Origin of the sequence: Ureibacillus sp. FSL W8-0352 (assembly GCF_038004345.1) — a bacterium.
Classification (GTDB): domain Bacteria; phylum Bacillota; class Bacilli; order Bacillales_A; family Planococcaceae; genus Ureibacillus; species Ureibacillus thermosphaericus.
Genome location: NZ_JBBOQT010000001.1, coordinates 2,962,292 through 2,981,438, shown reverse-complemented (window position 1 = coordinate 2,981,438; position 19,147 = coordinate 2,962,292). Strand labels below are relative to the sequence as shown.

General features: G+C 36.7%; 18 protein-coding genes. 9 read left to right on the top strand and 9 right to left on the bottom strand.

From position 1 onward, the window contains the following. Positions 1-64 precede the first annotated feature (64 nt). Positions 65-619, bottom strand: coding sequence for an NADPH-dependent FMN reductase (locus NST98_RS15080; protein ID WP_016837356.1), 555 nt, complete (start codon positions 617-619; stop codon positions 65-67). A gap of 519 nt (positions 620-1,138) precedes the next feature. On the opposite strand from NST98_RS15080, the gene NST98_RS15075 reads away from it, so the two are divergent. The 6 genes from NST98_RS15075 to NST98_RS15050 all read left to right on the top strand — a co-directional run bounded on the left by NST98_RS15075 (position 1,139) and on the right by NST98_RS15050 (position 5,192). Next, positions 1,139-2,185 (top strand): PseG/SpsG family protein, encoded by a 1,047-nt coding sequence (locus NST98_RS15075; protein WP_016837357.1) that lies wholly within the window; start codon positions 1,139-1,141, stop codon positions 2,183-2,185. Between the two features lie 194 nt (positions 2,186-2,379). Further along, positions 2,380-2,751 (top strand): response regulator, encoded by a 372-nt coding sequence (locus NST98_RS15070; protein ID WP_016837358.1) that lies wholly within the window; start codon positions 2,380-2,382, stop codon positions 2,749-2,751. A 3-nt stretch (positions 2,752-2,754) separates the two neighbouring features. Continuing rightward, complete coding sequence (locus NST98_RS15065; protein WP_340715448.1) at positions 2,755-3,648, top strand: hypothetical protein; 894 nt, start codon at positions 2,755-2,757, stop codon at positions 3,646-3,648. Positions 3,649-3,761: 113 nt separating this feature from the next. Next, entirely contained in the window at positions 3,762-3,947 is a 186-nt protein-coding gene (locus NST98_RS15060) for an SE1832 family protein (protein ID WP_016837360.1), read from the top strand. Positions 3,948-4,294: 347 nt separating this feature from the next. Next, positions 4,295-4,705, top strand: coding sequence for a transcriptional regulator Spx (spx, locus tag NST98_RS15055; RefSeq protein WP_016837361.1), 411 nt, complete (start codon positions 4,295-4,297; stop codon positions 4,703-4,705). Positions 4,706-4,754: 49 nt separating this feature from the next. Beyond that, positions 4,755-5,192: a MarR family winged helix-turn-helix transcriptional regulator gene (locus NST98_RS15050; RefSeq protein ID WP_168411835.1), complete on the top strand. Its 438-nt coding sequence runs from the start codon at positions 4,755-4,757 to the stop codon at positions 5,190-5,192. 131 nt (positions 5,193-5,323) lie between these two features. On the opposite strand, the gene NST98_RS15045 is transcribed toward NST98_RS15050, so the two are convergent. After that, a complete protein-coding gene (locus NST98_RS15045; protein ID WP_016837363.1) occupies positions 5,324-5,869 on the bottom strand; it encodes an RNA polymerase sigma factor in 546 nt (181 codons plus the stop codon). A 223-nt stretch (positions 5,870-6,092) separates the two neighbouring features. Here NST98_RS15045 and NST98_RS15040 point away from each other — a divergent pair, with 223 nt between their 5' ends. Further along, complete coding sequence (locus tag NST98_RS15040; protein WP_340709510.1) at positions 6,093-7,472, top strand: dipeptidase; 1,380 nt, start codon at positions 6,093-6,095, stop codon at positions 7,470-7,472. 243 nt (positions 7,473-7,715) lie between these two features. After that, positions 7,716-9,155: a tetratricopeptide repeat-containing diguanylate cyclase gene (locus tag NST98_RS15035; protein ID WP_340715447.1), complete on the top strand. Its 1,440-nt coding sequence runs from the start codon at positions 7,716-7,718 to the stop codon at positions 9,153-9,155. A gap of 77 nt (positions 9,156-9,232) precedes the next feature. On the opposite strand, the gene ltrA is transcribed toward NST98_RS15035, so the two are convergent. The 7 genes from ltrA to NST98_RS15000 form a co-directional block, all read right to left on the bottom strand. Beyond that, positions 9,233-10,495, bottom strand: coding sequence for a group II intron reverse transcriptase/maturase (gene ltrA, locus NST98_RS15030; RefSeq protein ID WP_340715687.1), 1,263 nt, complete (start codon positions 10,493-10,495; stop codon positions 9,233-9,235). 991 nt (positions 10,496-11,486) lie between these two features. Continuing rightward, complete coding sequence (cyoE, locus tag NST98_RS15025) at positions 11,487-12,374, bottom strand: heme o synthase (RefSeq protein ID WP_096550244.1); 888 nt, start codon at positions 12,372-12,374, stop codon at positions 11,487-11,489. 169 nt (positions 12,375-12,543) lie between these two features. Further along, entirely contained in the window at positions 12,544-13,575 is a 1,032-nt protein-coding gene (locus NST98_RS15020; RefSeq protein ID WP_340715446.1) for an AbrB family transcriptional regulator, read from the bottom strand. A 181-nt stretch (positions 13,576-13,756) separates the two neighbouring features. Next, positions 13,757-14,029, bottom strand: a complete 273-nt coding sequence (locus NST98_RS15015) for a DUF1292 domain-containing protein (RefSeq protein WP_016837368.1) — start codon at positions 14,027-14,029, stop codon at positions 13,757-13,759. A 26-nt stretch (positions 14,030-14,055) separates the two neighbouring features. Continuing rightward, positions 14,056-15,507: a protein adenylyltransferase SelO gene (locus tag NST98_RS15010; RefSeq protein WP_340715445.1), complete on the bottom strand. Its 1,452-nt coding sequence runs from the start codon at positions 15,505-15,507 to the stop codon at positions 14,056-14,058. Between the two features lie 182 nt (positions 15,508-15,689). Next, positions 15,690-16,220, bottom strand: a complete 531-nt coding sequence (locus NST98_RS15005) for a D-glycero-alpha-D-manno-heptose-1,7-bisphosphate 7-phosphatase (RefSeq protein WP_340715444.1) — start codon at positions 16,218-16,220, stop codon at positions 15,690-15,692. Between the two features lie 204 nt (positions 16,221-16,424). Further along, positions 16,425-17,435: a DUF1835 domain-containing protein gene (locus tag NST98_RS15000; protein WP_340715443.1), complete on the bottom strand. Its 1,011-nt coding sequence runs from the start codon at positions 17,433-17,435 to the stop codon at positions 16,425-16,427. 168 nt (positions 17,436-17,603) lie between these two features. Between NST98_RS15000 and NST98_RS14995 the strand changes: the two genes are divergently transcribed. Next, a complete protein-coding gene (locus NST98_RS14995; protein ID WP_340714909.1) occupies positions 17,604-19,022 on the top strand; it encodes a DDE-type integrase/transposase/recombinase in 1,419 nt (472 codons plus the stop codon). Positions 19,023-19,147: the final 125 nt, after the last annotated feature.

The following is a 19,147-nucleotide window of genomic DNA, read 5'->3' as shown; positions in this document are numbered from 1 at the left end:
TTTTCAATTAAAGTCTTTCTATTTTCAAATTTAGAAAAATTAATTAGTCGCGATTTATTCAAAATTAGTGTTTATCAATCGGTTCTTTTGTTAGCGATTCGCTCATTTTGCAATATTGAACGAAGACGCGAGCTAATTCACGTAAACGCTCATGAATATCCTGATCGATTATTTGATCATTTTCACCAAAATGGGATGTATGAGTATATACATAGTTTGGAGTGACTAAACAGCGGAAATAATCTAAAATCGGTCTGAATTGATTTTCCACAACTAAATGGTGTTGGAATGTGCCACCGTTAGCCACAATTGCTGCTGGTTTATAGCGCAACGCTTTTGGTGGCAACATATCTAAAGCATTTTTTAATACGCCAGGAATGGACGCTTGGTAAATAGGCGTTGCAAATATATAGCCATCCGCTTCTTCGAATTTTTGAATCATCATTTTCATATCGTCATTTAGCGGACTTCCATCTAAAATTTGATGTTTTAATTTAGAAAAATATAATATTTCCAATTCCAAACTGGAATCAAATTCTTTTATATATTGCTCCACCTGTCTTAAGAGCGCACCCGTCTTTGTACCAAAAACTGTACCATCTACGAGTAGAATTTTCATGTTGTAAATCCTCCATCTATTGTTATCATCCATCTGTTAATTGTAGCAAATGCACAAATCTTTCGATAGGGAACCGTATTAAAAAAGAAAAAGTTCAGTCTTTAGGCTGAAAATATTATTCCATTGTTAGTTTACTGACGGGTATTTTAACGCGCATTCTCATTTTATTATGGAGCATTCATTTAATTTATACTAAACGAAAATTTATTTTTGTTTTTTAATTCATCAACAAAATCAAATTATTTACAAACACTTGCCAGTTTTCGGACTTGCGGTTTCTCTCAAACTATTCGCCAGGTCTGATATGATAACAGAAAGCATTCCCACTGTTCCGCCAAAAACCATAGCTGAACGTCTGTTCATAGTAAACAACCTTTCATTTTCTTCCTTTCCCCATCATAAAATAATCAATATTTCAAAGCTAGAAAGTTGAAAATCTTTTACTTATTTATAATTTCACACATACTTTCAAATATTTAACCATATTTTAAATAATGATTGGGAAAGGATGGGATTGGTATGCAGAATGATTTGAGTAGAAAACCAAAAAAGAAAATTGCTTTTATCGTTGAGTATAGTGCTATTAAAGGCTACTACCCATTTGAAAGAACGAGCATCCTTGCAAAACTATTAAAAACTGAAGAGGACGTTACGGTTTTTCTTAAAAATGTATCAGATGAAGCATTAGAAATATTTACAGATGCACAACTTTCACCGATACTCTATGACCATATCGACGAACTAGTAAAACACCTGAAAGAATTGCAGCCAGATTTAATTGTACAAGATGGAAAAGATACGTATGTTGAATATGTAGAAACGATTAGACCGCTGTGCAAAACGTTAGTGCATTTCGATGATTTTGGTGAGGGAGCAGAGCTTGCTGATTGTAATATTATGTCTATATTAGAAGAAACGAGAGAAACGACTGCTCAAAATATTCTAGCAGGAAGCTTCGCCTTCGCGGTTACGGATACACTAAAATCAATTGCTGAATCTAGAGTTTCTAACGAATTATCAAACCCGCCACATATCATCGTTGCTTATGAAGATGGAGACGACAACAACTTAACATACCGCACTTTGCGCCACTTAACCCACCTACAAATCCCACTAAAAGTGACAATAGCAATCGATCGAGAATATAAGCATTCAATCAGCGATTTACAAATGATGGCGTTGAGCCGAAGAAATACAAAAATTTTCAAAGATGATAAACCACTCGATAAATTATTGCCAGTTGCAGATATCGTCATTTGTAACGCCAACTATACGCCATATAAAGTGGCTGCCGTCGGTATCCCTTGCATCGTATCAGCACAAAATGAACGGGAATTAAATAATATCTTCCCAAGAGAAAATAACGGTTTTATAAACTTAGGATTGGGCCGCAAAATGAAGCAGTCTAACATTCAAAATGCTGTTATGGAATTATTACTCCATGAAGCAAGACGTGAACGAGCAGTTCGAAAACAAATTCAATTAGAAATCCAAGATAATAATGAAGTATTAAAATCGCTTCTACTAGATTTCGCCTATGAACGGCATAATATTGTATCATTATAACCTAGCTTTTCAATACTATTTTCCTATATATCTAAACTTTTTAGCCGGTTCGATTTTAGAATCGGCTGTCTTTTTATATTAAATATCCATAAATTTTGTTAATTGTTAAAATTTTTGGATAGTCATCTAGAAAATCTTCATAGGTATGTAGTACTATATAAATAAGCAGGTATTAATAAAAGGAGCTGATGGCATTGGAAAAATTTACAGTTCTAATTTGTGACGATTCTCTCCTCATTAGAAAGAAATTAAAAGAAGCCCTCGAAGAATTAAATTTTCAAGCAATCTATGAAGCACAAAATGGCATTTCAGCAGTAGAACAAGTAGAAAAATATAAGCCAAATCTAGTATTTTTAGATATCGTTATGCCTGAAAAAGATGGAATTGAAACACTTAAAGAAATCAAAGAAATCAGTCCTGAGACGAAGGTTATAATGGCCTCTTCCGTTGGTACAAGCAGCAAATTAAAAGAAGCCCTTCAACTTGGTGCATATGATTTTATTCAAAAACCTATTCAATTTGAAACTCTTACGAACATTGTTGAGAAAGCCTTAAAGGAGGGATAATCCATGTTTAGCCAATATTTCGGTCACTACTTATTAAATCGTGGATTGATTACAAATGAACAACTTCAAGATGTGCTAGAGTATCAAGAAGCGGTGCACGTAAAGTTTGGTGTTATTGCTGTCGACAAAGGTTTGATGACTTCTAATCAAGTAAATGAAGTCCATGAAAAACAAAAACAAATGGACAAGCGTTTCGGTGAAATTGCTATTGAACTTGGATATCTAACAGAAGAACAAGTTGAAGAGCTTATTTCCCATCAAAAACAAGGCCATTTATATTTAGCACAAGCGTTAATAGACCGCGGTTATATGACAATGGACGAATTCAGTTCAGCTTTAAATGACTATAAGAACGAATATAGTCTATCCACCGAAAAGTTTGAGGAAATTCAAAGCGGAAATATCGATGCATTAGTGGAAAACATTTTAACTAAAGATCACAAAGAAATTCGTGAACAATACGGAGACTACATTTCCCTTTTTGCGAAAAATATGATTCGCTTCATTGATCGCCAAACATTTCTTAAAATTTCAAACGAAGAAGTTCATCATTCAAAATGGTTCGTAAGTCAAGAAATTACTGGAAGTGCTCCACTATTTACAGCAATTGCAGCTGATGATCAATCGTTGCTGCACATTGCATCGAACTATGCAGAAGAGAATTTAACTGAAATTGACGAACTTGCCAAAGATGCCTTTAGTGAATTCCTAAATTTACATAACGGAATCTATTTAGTCAACATGTCGAACTGGGGCACAGAACTTTCTATGAATCCTCAAAAATTCCAAGAAAATGTCAAGGTCTCAGGCGAATTTGTAACGGTAACAGTGAAAACTCAAAAAGGATCCTTCCAATTAATCCTTTCTACAAATCCCGAAAAAGTGAACATCCATTAATTTGCATCAATGGTCGAATACGGCCATTGTTTTTTTAGATGAATGAAAACTCCAATCCTTTATGATACAATAACCATATTAATGTGACTGAACATGAAAGATGGGAGTTAATTATGTTGACAAAACGAGAAATTGAACAGCAAATTGCTGAAATTAAAATGGATTATATCAATTTGCAAGGCGATATAGAGAAACTTGAAAATACTGGCCATATTGATTCGGTAATGCAAGCAGAAGAACGACTAGCTCGTATGGAAAAGAAATTAGCAGAGCTCAATAAGCTACTCGCGGAAATGTAAATCGCGAGTTTTTTCTTTTTTCAATTCATTTCCCTTTCTAACAGAAATTGTACTTTGCATTATTATAATTAAGAAATCCATTAAATTCTCTTACTCTTCCAGAAAATTTATTTTTACTGTGAAAATCAAAATTTCCCCTTCTGTAATATTCAACTAAAATAATTTCCCTAAAATTGAAACTTTCGCCCAATAAAAACGTAATTATTATTAGAAAAATGGTTATACATTATTTAGTCGTCCACTTTTTTCAAAATTGACTTTGATTTATCTTACTGGTAAGATATCTAATGCTGTTTTCTCTTACAATACCAAAACACAACTCTAAACCATTATTGGAGGCGGTATATATGACAGTTACCATCTACACCCAATCTAGTTGTTCTTCTTCACGCAAAGCAATTAAATGGCTTAAAGAACACAATATCCCTTTTACAGAAAAACGGATTACATCTCAACCACTAACATTATCAGAGTTTAAAAACATATTGCGCATGACGGAAGATGGAACAGATGAAATTATTGCAACAAACTCAAACGACTTCAAAAACTTAGATGTTGACATTGATCAACTTTCCATCCAAGAGCTTTATGAATTAATTAAAGAACATCCTCGAATGCTGCGTAGTCCAATTTTAATTGATGAAAAACGCATCCAAGTCGGTTATAACGAAATGGACATCCGTCGATTTATTCCACGCAAAGTTCGTGTATATGAATTAAATGAATTGAGAAAGCATGCTGACGAAATTGTAAGTTAAATTATCTTCCCCTACCCTTGTACTGAAAATGAAAGTGGAGCTGAAAATAATGGATAACCAACGATATGAAACCATTTCCAGCCTATTTGAAGTGATTTCAACGCTAGAGCGAAAATGGTCTAATGAATGGAATCAAATTAATGATTTAGGTTTTTCAAAAACCCATATTCTTTTGTTAGATTTACTTGCAAAAGAAGGTCCAAAACGCCCTTCTCTCATTGCGGAACGACTAAAAATTACAACAGGCGGAGTAACCGTTTTAACATCGAAACTGTTAAAAAGCGGATATATTCAAAAAACACAAAGTGCAAACGATCGCCGCGTATCTCAAATCGCAATTACTCCTGAAGGAAGAAAAGTATTAGAACAATCCAAAACTCAGGTGATGGCATTAGTTCATTCCATGTTTGGCATGTTATCAAACGAGGAAATCCAAACATTGCATAACATTTTTGAAAAATGTTTAGAAAATTATCCTTATAAATAAAAAGGGGGTGGAAGTATGTTTGTACGTCGAATGATAAGGAAAATGCAAGTTGCCTATAATAGCAGCTTGCATTTACTGTTTCCATAGAAAAAACTTGTGGCCATAGGATGACCACAAGCTACTTTTCATTGTTATACAGGCACAACCACATCTACCAAGTTGTTATCTGACATTAAAATTTCTTTCAGTCTTTGCTTCGCACGGAATAAGCGGGATTTTACAGTGCCGATTGATACTTTCATTAAATTGGATATTTCAGCTAAAGAATATTGCTCAACGTAAAAATACCAAAGCGTCTTTTGATAAATACTATCTAATTGTTTCATCTTTTCCTGCACAATTTTAGTAATGACCACTTTTTCAATTTGTTCTTCTGTGGAAACTTCATTATTTGGAACCAATTCTAGTATTGGAACGTCTAAAGTTTCAGGTTGATTCATTACATACTTACTGCGGCGCACATTTTTCCGATAACGATCTCGAAACGTATTCATCGTAATGGTCGTAAGCCATGCTTTTACATGATCAACTTGTTCCACTTGCTTTTGGTTGCGGACAACTTTTACCCACACCTCTTGCATTAAATCCTCAGCTTCTAAAGGATTGCGCGTTAATTTTAAACATAAATGATATATATAACGATTAAACTCTTCGTAAACATCACAAATTTTACTCATCGTTCAATTCCTCCGTATTTAAGAGCTTTCTGTATACATTTTCCCAAAAATTTGTATTACACTCTATATGATTAGCTTTCAATTACATTACATTCCTGTAAGATTTCTATTATTGATTTCCCCTTTTTATTACCTTTCTCAAAATGTTCTGACATTCGCTTGAAATTTCCAATTCTATGATATACTAATTTTTAGAAAATTTTTTTTGAATCGGGGGATTTATATGGACTTGCAACGTTTTCATGAGTATTTTGAAAAAAATCGCGAAAAGCATTTACAGGAGCTATTTGAATTTTTATCTATTCCTAGCATCAGCGCACTATCCGACCATAAGCAAGATATAGAGCGTGCAGCTCAATGGCTAAAAAATCAGATGGAACAATTGAACCTTGAAAATGTATCCATTGACCAAACAGCTGGGCATCCTGTCGTTTATGGTGAATGGCTTCATGCTGAAGGAAAACCAACAGTATTAATTTACGGACATTATGACGTTCAACCAGTTGATCCATTGCACTTATGGAAAACAGAACCTTTCAAACCTGAAATCATTGAAAATAAATTGTATGCTCGAGGAGCGTCCGATGATAAGGGACAAATATTCATGCACCTAAAAGCAATTGAAGCACTTTTCGCGATTCTCGGTACATTGCCTGTCAATGTAAAATTCATTTATGAAGGTGAAGAAGAAATTGGAAGCGCTAACCTTCCTTCTTATATAGAGGAAAATAAAGATAAATTAGCAGCAGATTTCATTTTAATCTCTGACACAAATATGTATGGTCCAGGTAAACCGGCAATCTGCTATGGATTACGAGGACTTACAGGCCTCCAAATCGATGTGCGTGGAGCGAAAAGCGACCTGCACTCTGGTCTTTACGGTGGTGGAGTGCAAAATGCAATCCATGCGTTAGTAGCAATTCTTGATTCATTCCGAGATCATACAGGTAAAATTTTAGTCGAAGGATTTTATGATGACGTTCGACCACTATCAAATGAGGAACGTAAAGCCTTTGCTGACCTACAATTTAATGAAGAAGCATTAAAAGAGGAACTGGAAGTTAATGAATTGTTTGGCGAGGAAGGCTACTCCTATCTTGAAAGAACTTGGGCTCGCCCTACTTTAGAAATCAATGGAATTTTCGGTGGATTTTCCGGAGAGGGAATTAAAACCGTTTTACCAAATGAAGCAGGAGCAAAAATAACTTGCCGACTTGTTCCAGACCAAGATCCCGACAAAATCATTGCGTTAATACAAAATCATATTGAAAAACATACACCTAAAGGGGTAACAGTCACTGTAACGAAATTTGACAGCGGGGCACCATATCTTACACCTTTTGACCACCCATTAATTCAAACAGCAAGCAAATCGTATGAAAAAGTGTATGAATCCCCTACTGCATTCACTCGCGGCGGAGGATCTATTCCAATTGTTGCAACCTTTGATCAAATCTTAAATATCCCTGTCGTGTTAATGGGATTTGGTTTAAGTACAGAAAACTTCCATGCACCAAATGAACACTTCCACTTAGAAAACTTTGATAAAGGATTGCGTGTTCTTTGCGATTATTTATGTGAAGTTGCCAACCTCTCTTTGTAATTGAGTAGTAAAATTTTCGTTAAAACTTTTTCTCACTAACCTAAATTTTCCATAAAAAACGTTTAAGAATTTTGTACTGTTTAGACCCCTTATGAAAAGTCATGAAATTACTTTTATATTGTCAAATATTGTATACATTTTAGTATCCCTTTGAAGTTTATAATATAAATAGGGAAGAAATACCCAGAAAACCATTGTATTTCCAAGGTATTTCTTCCTTCCTTCAAAGAGAGGGGTAGAAAAATGAACGCTCAATTGTACCATTTAACAAGGTTGGAATCGCTCACAGGAAACCTTTTTATCGATGGCAAGTATACAGAAGCTATTGAGTTGGGTAAAGAACTATTAGAAACCGCTAAAAAAACCGAAGATATTAAGGCCACGATGAATGCCCATTTGAATCTTGCTTGTTGTTATTATTATTTAGGTGAAATTGAAATCGCTTTCCAACATATTCTTGATTATAAAGTGTTGTGTGATGAATTCGGAGACGATCGGGATAAGTATTACTTATATTACCTAAGTGCTTTGATATATGCTTATGAAGAAAATTTCGAAGAAGCAAAAGAAGCGATGAAGCAATGTATACGGATTGCACAAGAATTAGAAATGTTTTATTCAGTAAGCAGCAGTTTCAACTCCTACAGCAACTACTTATTGCATGAAGGAAACTATGAAAAAGCACTTCACTATGCGTTAAAAGCATTAGCCATTGCAAAAGAACATTGCCCTAGTGAAATATTATTGCAATGTCATATCTATTTAAGTATTGCATCAAGTTATATCGGTTTGAATGAATTATCGAAGGCAGAAAAAATTATCAATCAACTAGAGCTCAACCAGTATATCAACAACCTACCTCATGAAAAAGCGCACTTTCTCCATGTGAAAGCCACATTTCATCGTTCCAAAGGTGAGCATGATATAGCATTGCAATTATTACATAAATCTTTCAACATATATTCTGAATATAATAATCAAATGAAATTAAAGTCTATATTGAAAGTAATTGCAGAAATTTATGAATCCCTTGGCAATTATAAGAAATCTTACGAAGCGATGAAAGAATATTTAACAATTGTTGAAAAACTGTTTTCCACTCGCCTTTCATCTAAAATACGAGAATTGGATGTCAATCAAAGCATTAAAGCGATAGAAAAACGGGCAAATGTGGACAGTTTAACAGGAGTATATAATCGTTATTATATTGAAACAACATGTGACAAGTGGCTCAAAGAAATGAAAAAAACAGATGAACATATTTGTTGTGTCGTCATCGACATTGACTCGTTTAAAAATATTAATGATACCTTTGGCCATTTAATAGGTGATGAAGTGATTAAAGGGGTCGCACAGGCTTGTTTAAAGGTGGCTAATGAAGATAAAGAAAATATCATCGTCGGTCGTTACGGTGGGGATGAATTTATTGTCCTCTTAAAAGGATATCCTTCACATTCCATTATGGAAAGAGCAAAACAACTTTATAATGAAATTACTTCCTTTCAGATAAACTATTTAACAAATGAAATTAAAGTGACTGTTAGCATCGGAGTAGTATGTACCAATAGCATTCCATATGCTAAAAAGTTCACTCAAATCTTTAAAGTTGCCGATCAAGCTCTCTATATGGCAAAAAGACAAGGAAAAAATCAAATTGTCTACCTCTCAAGTGAAAACTGTTAACATATCGAGTAGGAGGGAGCGATTAACTCCCGTCCTCTCACACCACCGTACGTACGGTTCCGTATACGGCGGTTCAATTAAGATAATTGACGCAAGTTTTCATAACGAGCTTCAAGACTTTTCAGCCCTTGGTTTCTCCAATAGGAGTTACCAAGGGTTCTGTGTAATATTGGACTTTTTGAAATACGCCAATAACTCTTCCGAGTATTTCCCCATTCATACGCTTGCCATTGTGGTACGCCAAGTTGAATAAGGTTGCGTATCTTTGTTTTCGGTTTCTTCCAGTTCTTCCATAGACACATTCGAAGTCTTCTACGAATCCATTTATCTAATTCAGGGAATATAGATTTGGTGTCTGCTAACGCAAAATATCCACACCATCCCATTAGATATTGATTCAGTTTCTGAATGCGGTATTCCATCGGGTAGGGCATCTTGCGTGATGTGATTTCACGAACTTTATTCTTCATTCGTTTAAGGCTTTCTTTTGCGATACGAACCTTTGGCTCTTTATGATAGGTAAAGCTAAATCCTAGAAACTTACGTTTCCATGGACGGTCGACCGCTGATTTCTTTTCATTTACTTTCAGTCGTAGTTTTCCTTCAATAAATCGCTGGATACTTGCCATTGTGCGAAGTCCTGCTCGTTTACTTTTCACGTAAATGTTACAGTCATCCGCATATCGAACGAATTTGTGTCCTCTTCTTTCCAATTCTTTATCTAGTTCATCTAGTACAATGTTAGATAGTAGCGGACTTAATGGTCCTCCTTGTGGAGTTCCTTCTAATGTGCTTGACACCACACCATTAATCATGACGCCCGATTGTAAATACTTACGAATCAATTTCAGTAATGGTTTATCTTGGATTCTCTTCGCGAGTGTACCCATTAATCTGTCATGGTTGACCTTATCAAAGAATTTCTCCAAGTCCATATCTACAACCCATCGATATCCATCTCTTATATATTCTTTCGCTTTCCTCGCCGCATCATGAGCACTTCGGTTTGGTCGAAATCCGTAGCTGTTTTCAGAGAATGTAGGGTCGTACACTTTTGAAAGTACTTGGGCGATTGCTTGTTGAATCAAACGGTCTGTTACGGTAGGGATTCCTAGTAAACGAACACCGCCATCAGGTTTCGGGATTTCGACTCTGCGGACTGGCATCGGTTCATAAGTTCCCTTGAGAATTGCTTCTTTAATCGATAGCCAATTTTCAACTATGTGCTGTCGTAGATTTTGTACGGGCATCATATCTACTCCGTGGCTTCCTTTATTCTGTTCTACACGTTTTAGTGCTTGAAGCATGTTCTCCCGTGACAGGATTTGATTCAAAAGCATCGTTATTCTCCTTCCGTGAATAGCTGTTCTCTTTATGCCAGTGGTCACTCCACCCTCCAAGAGGTCCCCCACGGGATTCACCGCTTCCTTCCTCAAGTGAGGTACTACGTTTTCTGTGTTCATCATGACTCACTGAATGCCAAGGGCTATTCTCTCTTAATTGTTCGGTCCTTCTCAGTTGTTCTAGACCAACTAATACTATGACCTCTGCTGACTTCTGATGGTTCAGCTACTTATCACTAAGTAGGTTATGAAGTGTACTTCACGTATCCATCAGACCTCCCTGGGTAAGAATGTAATCTTTCCTTCCATCTATCTGCTTCATTTACTCTGTATCACCTTCGGCAGAAAGGACTTTGTTTTGTTGTGCAAACTCATCCAATGATACCTAGCCTTGTATGAAGTTCGTGTTCCTCAGACCGGAAGTTTGCCGCTCGCTTCCTTCAGATTCCGCGTCACCACAGACACCCTTGCGTTAAGCTAACCGTTACTTCTGCCTTCACGGCTCGGGACTTGCACCCTATAGATTACATCCATGCCAGGCGCACACAAAAAGGCTGGTTCGCCAATGCGTCCAGCCTTTTCCAAACCTTATAAGCTAGTTATAAAAAATATAGGGGAGGTTTTATTGATCAGTCGAACAAATTTTAGGTTCTTATGAGCTTACATGATACTTTTACTAAAAGAGCAATTTTTTATACAGCAACTACATTTTTCGCTGTATTGTAATATTACTATAGCACCCCATCATCTCTTTGTACATCAACTCTCGAAATATGTCACATTTTTATCATATTTTTGTTCACAAATTTAATATTTTTATTTTTTCATCATTGCATTTTTTGTTACATATACAGGAATTTCCTTGCAACTAAACTTTATTGACATAGTTATGGCAGAGTTTTTATGAATAACTATGTTAATTTATTGATATATGTAAACAAAATCAGACCGAAAGTTAACAATAATGAACTTTCGGTCTCATCATACTTTAACGTAATATCATTCCTACTCCGGCATAAATAATGACTGTGGCAAACACTGCTGTCATGTAAATTAATGAATAACCAAACATTTTATTTGCCCATTTATTCCCGTCCATTTGTCTATATCCTACTAAACTAATCCATAGCCAAATGCCGCCAAGCATTAGTGAAGAAAGCGTTAACCCCCAGCTTAACGGAACAAACAGAAAGCTCGTTAGCATGAGCAAAATTAAGTACACATTCGTTTGGATATATGTGCGTTTAACGCCCTTTACAACTGGAAGCATTGGGATTTTTGCTGCTGCATAATCATCCTTCTTACGGATGGCCAGTGCATAGAAATGCGGCATTTGCCAAATGATCATAATGATAAAGAGCGCCCAACATGCTGGGTGCCAGATCGTAGGTGCAACAGCCGCCCATCCAATTAACGGTGGAACCGCACCAGAAATACTCCCCACTTCAGTGTTCCAAATAGTTCTTCTCTTCGTCCACATCGTATATGGAACAACGTAGAAAAATACACCAAGGAATCCAAGAATTGCAGCTGTTAGTGTTGTTAAGGCTAAAAATCCAAGTCCGATAATCAGTAATAGTATTCCGACAATCAACAACGTGCGAAGATTAATTTCACCAGTAACAGATGGTCTCAATTTTGTACGGGACATCTTCGCATCAATATCATGATCATATATATTGTTGAATATTCCAGCTGCTCCGATGACTGCCGCCGAACCGATAAGAGCAAAAATCATATTCGGTATATTTTCAATAAAACTTAAATGATAAGTATAAAGGGCAAGCATTAAAGCGGCGAACATCGGAATTAAATTCGACTTGATGATTCCTGTTTTCACAGCTTTTTTCCACAATTCTATTTTTTTGTTTTGCATTTTATGTCATATTCCCCTTATCATTTCATAGACAAACTAATATATATCATACCATTTTTTCTTGTGAATCAACAATCGACAGTTTTTTACTATATTCGTCTGGTTTTTATGGCGACCCTACCATTAATAGTATCTATAAATGTTACTAGAAACAACCTTTCTGATTCTTTTAAGTATTAGTATTCCTTTCATCAATATATCGGCAAGATACTTTTAATAATGGTAAAACAACGATAAAAACAAATAAAATTCGAAACATTTGAAAGACCGTCACGATCGATACATCCGCTCCAATGGCACTGGCAAGTAGACTCATTTGATCCAGCCCTCCTGCCGCTGTACTTAATATACTTGTTGACAAGGAATATTTCATCATTTGTGTTAACATCCACCCTTGTACAAAAGTAAAGAGCAACAGGAATATGGCAGTTCCAACACCTAATAATAGAACCCGCTTCCCCAATTTTAGCATGTTAGGCTTTAGCAGCTGTCCTATATAAGCACCAATCATTAACTGTGCCATATTGAGAAAGAGGTTTGGGACTTCTGGCATTTCAATTGAAAACAATTGGAGACCAATCACGAATAATACGGGAGATAAAAAAGAAGAAACCGGAATTTTTATCTTCTTCCCTATCCTTGCAGCTACTATAGATCCGAGAATCAGTAGCAATAATGCCATCATTGAAGAGAAGGATAACATCGCTTCTTTCTTATCAGCTACTGCGTGGGCATGTAATATTAAGGGAATACCAATCACAATAGTGATTACACGAACAACATGAAAGTACGTGACAATGGCAATATCAATGCCTTCTTCCTCTTCTGCAAAGGCCACAATTTGAGAAAGTCCTCCGGGAACCGTACATGTCAATGCGGTTTTTAATGAAAGCTCCCCCACTCTCACAAGTCCAAATGCTAATAGAACACTAAATATTATAATCATGATGTTCAATAACAACATGATTCCAATAAGCCAGCCCATGCCGGAAAAAACAGTTAATTGAAAGCTTTGGCCAATGGTAATTCCTACGATGATTAATCCGAAGTTGCGTAATGTCGATGGCCAATAGAGGTGTGTTTTGATAAAAAATTGACTGATTAACACTGTAAAAATCGGACCGAGTAACCAAGGAACGGGTAAATGCAAAATGTTAAAAAGGTATACGCCCAATAAACTGATAACTAGTACAATGCCCATCGATTGAATTTTGTGCACACAGAAGTCCCCTTTTCCATATTCTTTCTATTAATCTAACATAATTTAGCAATGCTTAAAATCTGCTTGCCAATATGGAGGGCTGCAATAATCATAAATATTTGATTATTATTTCTATAGATGAAAAAAACGGGAGCCTGTAAATCTTGCTCCCGTAAACATATTACTCTTCATCCATTTCATCCATCATTTGATCAAAGGCTTCTGACACTTTATCGAATTCTTCATCGGATTCAATCACGTCGAAGTCCCCCTCATCATCCACTTTCAAGAAAAAGACTTCGATATCCTCTTCATTCTCTTCATGTAAATCATCTGTAAAGGCAACTGCGACATAATCTTGTCCATCTACTGTCAGCGTTGCAACAACTTCAACTTCCTCTTCTTGTTCGTCATCCCCGATGGTAAATACTTCGCCAACTTCGATTTTTTCCATTTGAGTTCCTCCATTCTTTGCGAGTTTTACGTACCGCAATAGGTAATATACGGTTCATCTGGATATTCAGGCAATGTACAGTATTCCTCTTGTTCCGCTGAATATGCATAAGGATTCGCGATAATCGATAGCAATTTTTTCATAACGGTGAAGTCTCCTCGCTCCACCGCTGCTTCGATTGCTTCTTCTACCCGGTGGTTTCGAGGAATCACAGAAGGGTTATGTTGCTTCATTATTTGCATGATATCTATAGAATTTTGGCGTTTTAGGCGATCTTGATAACGTTGGTACCAATCTTGAAATTCTGGAGTTTGGAAAAATGGTTCTTCGAATTTTTGCAAAGTTAACGCTCTAAACGTATTTGTATAATCTTGTTTATATGTTTCCATTAATTGAAGTAAATCTTGTATGAGTGCTTCATCTTCCGCTTCTTCATTAAGGAGCCCTAATTTTTTACGCATACCGTCGAGATAATAAAATACGTAAAGGTCTGGGTAAGTTTCTATGGCTTCTTTTGCCAGACCGACCGCCTTTTCTTTATTTTCATCAAGCAGCGGAATAAGCGCCTCGGCAAACCTTGCTAAGTTCCATCCTCCAATTTTAGGTTGATTTCCATAAGCATAGCGGCCGCAAGTATCTATTGAGCTGAAGACTGTTTCCGGATGATAAAGGTCCATAAAAGCGCATGGCCCGTAATCAATGGTCTCCCCGCTAACGGTCATGTTATCAGTATTCATCACACCATGGACAAAGCCGACGAGTTGCCACTTAGCAATAAGTGCTGCTTGCTTTTCGATGACTTCTTTTAATAATTGCAGATATGGATTCTTTTCTTTTGCAAGATGAGGATAATGTCTTTCAATAGTATAGTCGCAAAGAGCTTGTAAGTCTTCTTTTGAACCAAATTTTCGTGCAAATTCAAAAGTTCCAACGCGGATATGGCTTGAAGCCACTCTTGTTAAAATAGCACCTGGAAGCAGTTGTTCTCGAATGACCGTTTCCCCTGTTGTGATAACGGCTAAACTTCTCGTTGTAGGAATCCCAAGGGCATGCATCGCTTCACTAATAATGTACTCTCGAAGCATTGGTCCAAGAGCTGCTCGTCCATCACCGCCGCGGGAATATGGCGTTCTTCCCGAACCTTTTAGCTGTATATCAAAGCGCTGATTCTGAGTATTCACATGCTCTCCCAAAAGAATGGCTCGTCCATCGCCCAACATAGTGAAATAACCGAATTGATGCCCTGCATAAGCTTGAGCGAGCGGCTCCGCTCCTTCCGGTATTTTGTTACCCGCAAATGTAGCAACCTCTTCTTCTGTCTGCAGTGCATCACTATTCAAATTCAATTCTTCAGCAAGAGATTCATTGAAAACAACTAGCTTGGGAGATGCTACTGGTGTAGGGTTTAGTTGTGTATAGAAAATGGGTGGTAATGTTGCATAACTGTTATGGAAATTCCATCCATGTTTTAATTGCATTTGAATCGTTCCTTTTTTTCTTTTTATTTTTGCAAGTAAGTGGCGGTTTATACTTTCTTCGCATTTAGGATATGTGATGAACAAATTCGTGCGGTATCGAAGGTAGTTTGGCAATTAATCAAATACTTGCGACATGCGCCCATTTACTTGCAGCTTTCAATAAAATATTCGCATCTCTCATATTAATGCAATTTTGAATCCTTGATTATCCAATCGACTGCAGTCAATAAATCCGGAAAGGTTGCATCGGCTAAAGGTTCCTCGTCTCCAATAAAAACCGTCTTTGTACCTGCATTTTTCCCTGCTAGGATATCTGTATCCGTATCCCCCACCATGTAAGATTTGGGCAGGTCCACGTTATATTTTTCAGCCAAATCTTCAATCATTTTAGAACCTGGTTTGCGACAGGCACATCCAGCTTTCGGTTTATGTGGACAATAGACAACATCATGTATAATTGCCCCTTGTTTTTTCAATTCATTCACCATATGCTCATGAACCTTTTGAAGCTGGATTTCTCTCATAAATCCAAGCCCAACGCCTCCTTGGTTCGTCACCACGAAAATATAATCAAAATGTTCATTTAGTTTTCGAATAGCTTCCGGTACGCCCGGTAAAAAGTAAAGATCTTTTGGTTTATTTACGAATTTTACTCTCTCTGTAAGCACTTCATTAATAACGCCATCTCGATCTAAAAAGACCGCTGTTTTCATTTTGCCCTCCTCCTCTTGTTATTGTTTGCGGAGAGACTTAAATTCATTAAATGAATCTGAGCGATAAAATGAACTGAACTTTATTCAAACACTTGATAATTACTTGCGGTTTACCGCTAAATACTTGCATCATCACAAATTCATACAATGAAGAGCAATAAAATAACGCCACCCTATAATAATAAAAGCATGTATAAACATGCTTTAACCAACAAGCGCTTCCTTCAATTTGACCTCATAATATCTCATGCCTCGGAGTTCACCTTGATATTCTACTTTCCCTTCGGCAATTAATTGGCGCAAGCGGTACTCAAGCCATTCATAGCTCGTATGCTGCTGCATATGACCAAGCACTTCTCCAATTAATCTAGCAGCTTTAAGGAAATCCTTTTTCCCTTGCGTTTCATGAATCTCCTTCAATTTTTCAATGATGAACTCGTCATCCCGATTACTTTCAGCGCTCAAAATTTGCCCATTTTTATACGTTCGTAAAATCGACTCGGAAGTGAATAATTGTTCCCCTTCTTTTGCTAAAGAATGGCGCATTTCTACCGTCAATTCCTTCATTTTTACAAGTTCGTAACATGCACGCAACTGTTCAATATTTAATTCTCCCGTATGGCGAGGAAAATCTTCTTCTTTTCCTTTGTAAAGTTTGTGATAAGCTTCATACGTATTGATTTTACACACCGCATTTGTTTTTTCTTTCAATAAATAAAGCACTAGGCGTAATCCTGTTTGTTCACTTGCATTTGAAGAAGTCCAAATCACCACTCGCTGCCTAGGGTTAATCGATTGAATTTTTTCAAACGCTTCTTTCATTTTAAACTTGTACCACTCTGCATGCTCTGAATCCCACTGATAGTTTTCTTTAAACCATTGATAACGTTGTTCGAAACCTTCTGGGGTATGATAATGTTTCAATGGACCTTCTGCAAAATAATCCGGTAATTCGATGATTTCCTCTGTTTGTTGATCTTTAAAAGCGTGTTTCAAACCACCAGCTGCGGAAGCACCGAATACAATATGGATGGTTTCAGGATTTTTCATGTTCGGTGTTTTTTCTCTTTTAATAAGGGCGTTTTTCAAGGATTGCATAAATTCTGGGAAGTCTTCATCAATATGTTCAGAACGGATCATAATCAAATGTAATAAACTTTTGACTTCCTGCTCGCTGAGATTTGAAATTGCTTTTTTTAATTGATTGATATCCATTTTTTACTCCCCTTTCTGAATTTCGTATTGTCAAAACTTTATATAGAAATAGGTTATAGAATCCTATATTAGAGGGCTTTATAAGCAAAAAACTTGCCACCCCCTTAAAATTAGGGTATTTATGAGGTAACCACACACTCAAAAATCCCTAATAAAGGAAGTGACAAGTTGTTACCTCAATTATTAACCTATTTGCTTGAATATATCAAGTACCAAGATCAAATGATTCGAACATTACTTACCCTTCTGATTGGAAAAAACATGTTTGATAAGCCAACTGAAAAGCCTGTCAATAAGCCTTATCAAAAACTCCAGGTGGATGAGCTGCCAATCATTGAAACTCTACAAAAGCTCGATTATCAAATTCTTCTCAAAGAATATTTGGAGAAGAACGGGAAACCTCTCAAACCTGTTCAGAGGCGTTCCAATTCAAAAGGTAAAGTACCTTCATCCATGAAATGTCCAAGGTGTGGTGCTCCGTCAGATTATCTTTATGCCAATAACGGAGGTAAAGGACAGTATCAATGCAAGGTGTGTGCGTGTCTGTTTAATAAAAAGAATCAATATGCCAAGGAGGCTATACTAAAATGTCCACACTGTTCGAAAACACTCGAGAAGATCAAGGAAAGAAAAGATTTTCTCGTATTTAAGTGCAAAAACAATGACTGTCCGTATTACAAAAAGAAACTGCAAGGAATGTCTAAAAAAGAGAAAAAGCAGTTCGAAAAGGATCCTCCGTCTTTTAAAGTTCGATACATATTCCGTCAGTTTCAAATTGATTATCAGCCGTTAGCCAAACATTCACCTAAGAAGCCAAAAGTGGATTTGTCCAGGCTTCATGTGTCACCGCACACATTGGGGCTCATTTTAACCTACCATGTAAACTATGGCTTATCGGCTCGGAAAACAGCTGCACTGATGAAGGATGTTCATGGCGTACCCATCTCTCACCAGAGTATATTGAATTACGAAAACAGCGTAGCACTTCTTCTCAAACCTTATGTGGATCATTATCCTTACGAGCTTTCTGATCAATTCTGCGGAGACGAAACATACATTAAGGTGAATGGTCGTTGGCATTATCTTTTTTTCTTTTTTGATGCGGTAAAGAAAATTATTCTGTCCTACCCTGTTTCTCCAAATCGTGATACGGTATCAGCCATTCGTGCGATTGATGAGGCCTTATGGAAGATGAAAGAGATCCCGGAAGACCTCACCTTTGTCGTAGATGGCAATCCGATTTACCTTTTAGCACAACACTTTTTTGCCCAGCACGGTATTACGTTTGATGTGAAGCAGGTCATTGGACTAACCAACGAAGACCAGGTTTCAACGGAATACAGACCGCTAAAACAAATTATTGAAAGACTGAATCGAACATTTAAGGGCAATTACAGATCGACACACGGATCCGTTTCTTATGTGACTTTGTTTGTGGCTTATTTTAATTTCTTGCGGCCACATTCAGCCCTGGAAGGCAAAGTGCCTGTAGTTATTCCAGAGCTAAAAGGACTGCCGAATATGCCTGCACGTTGGACAAAACTGATTGGTTTAGCTCAACAATGGCTAGTAGAGCAAACTGCCTAACTTTTTGTTTAGCAGAGCCCTTACCAGCATCGGCGAAGCGAACTCTTGACAAACCGAACCAGTCAATGGTTTAAAATGGGAATTGGCAAGGGCTTCTTTGGTGTGCCTTCTTTTTGTTCCCTTCG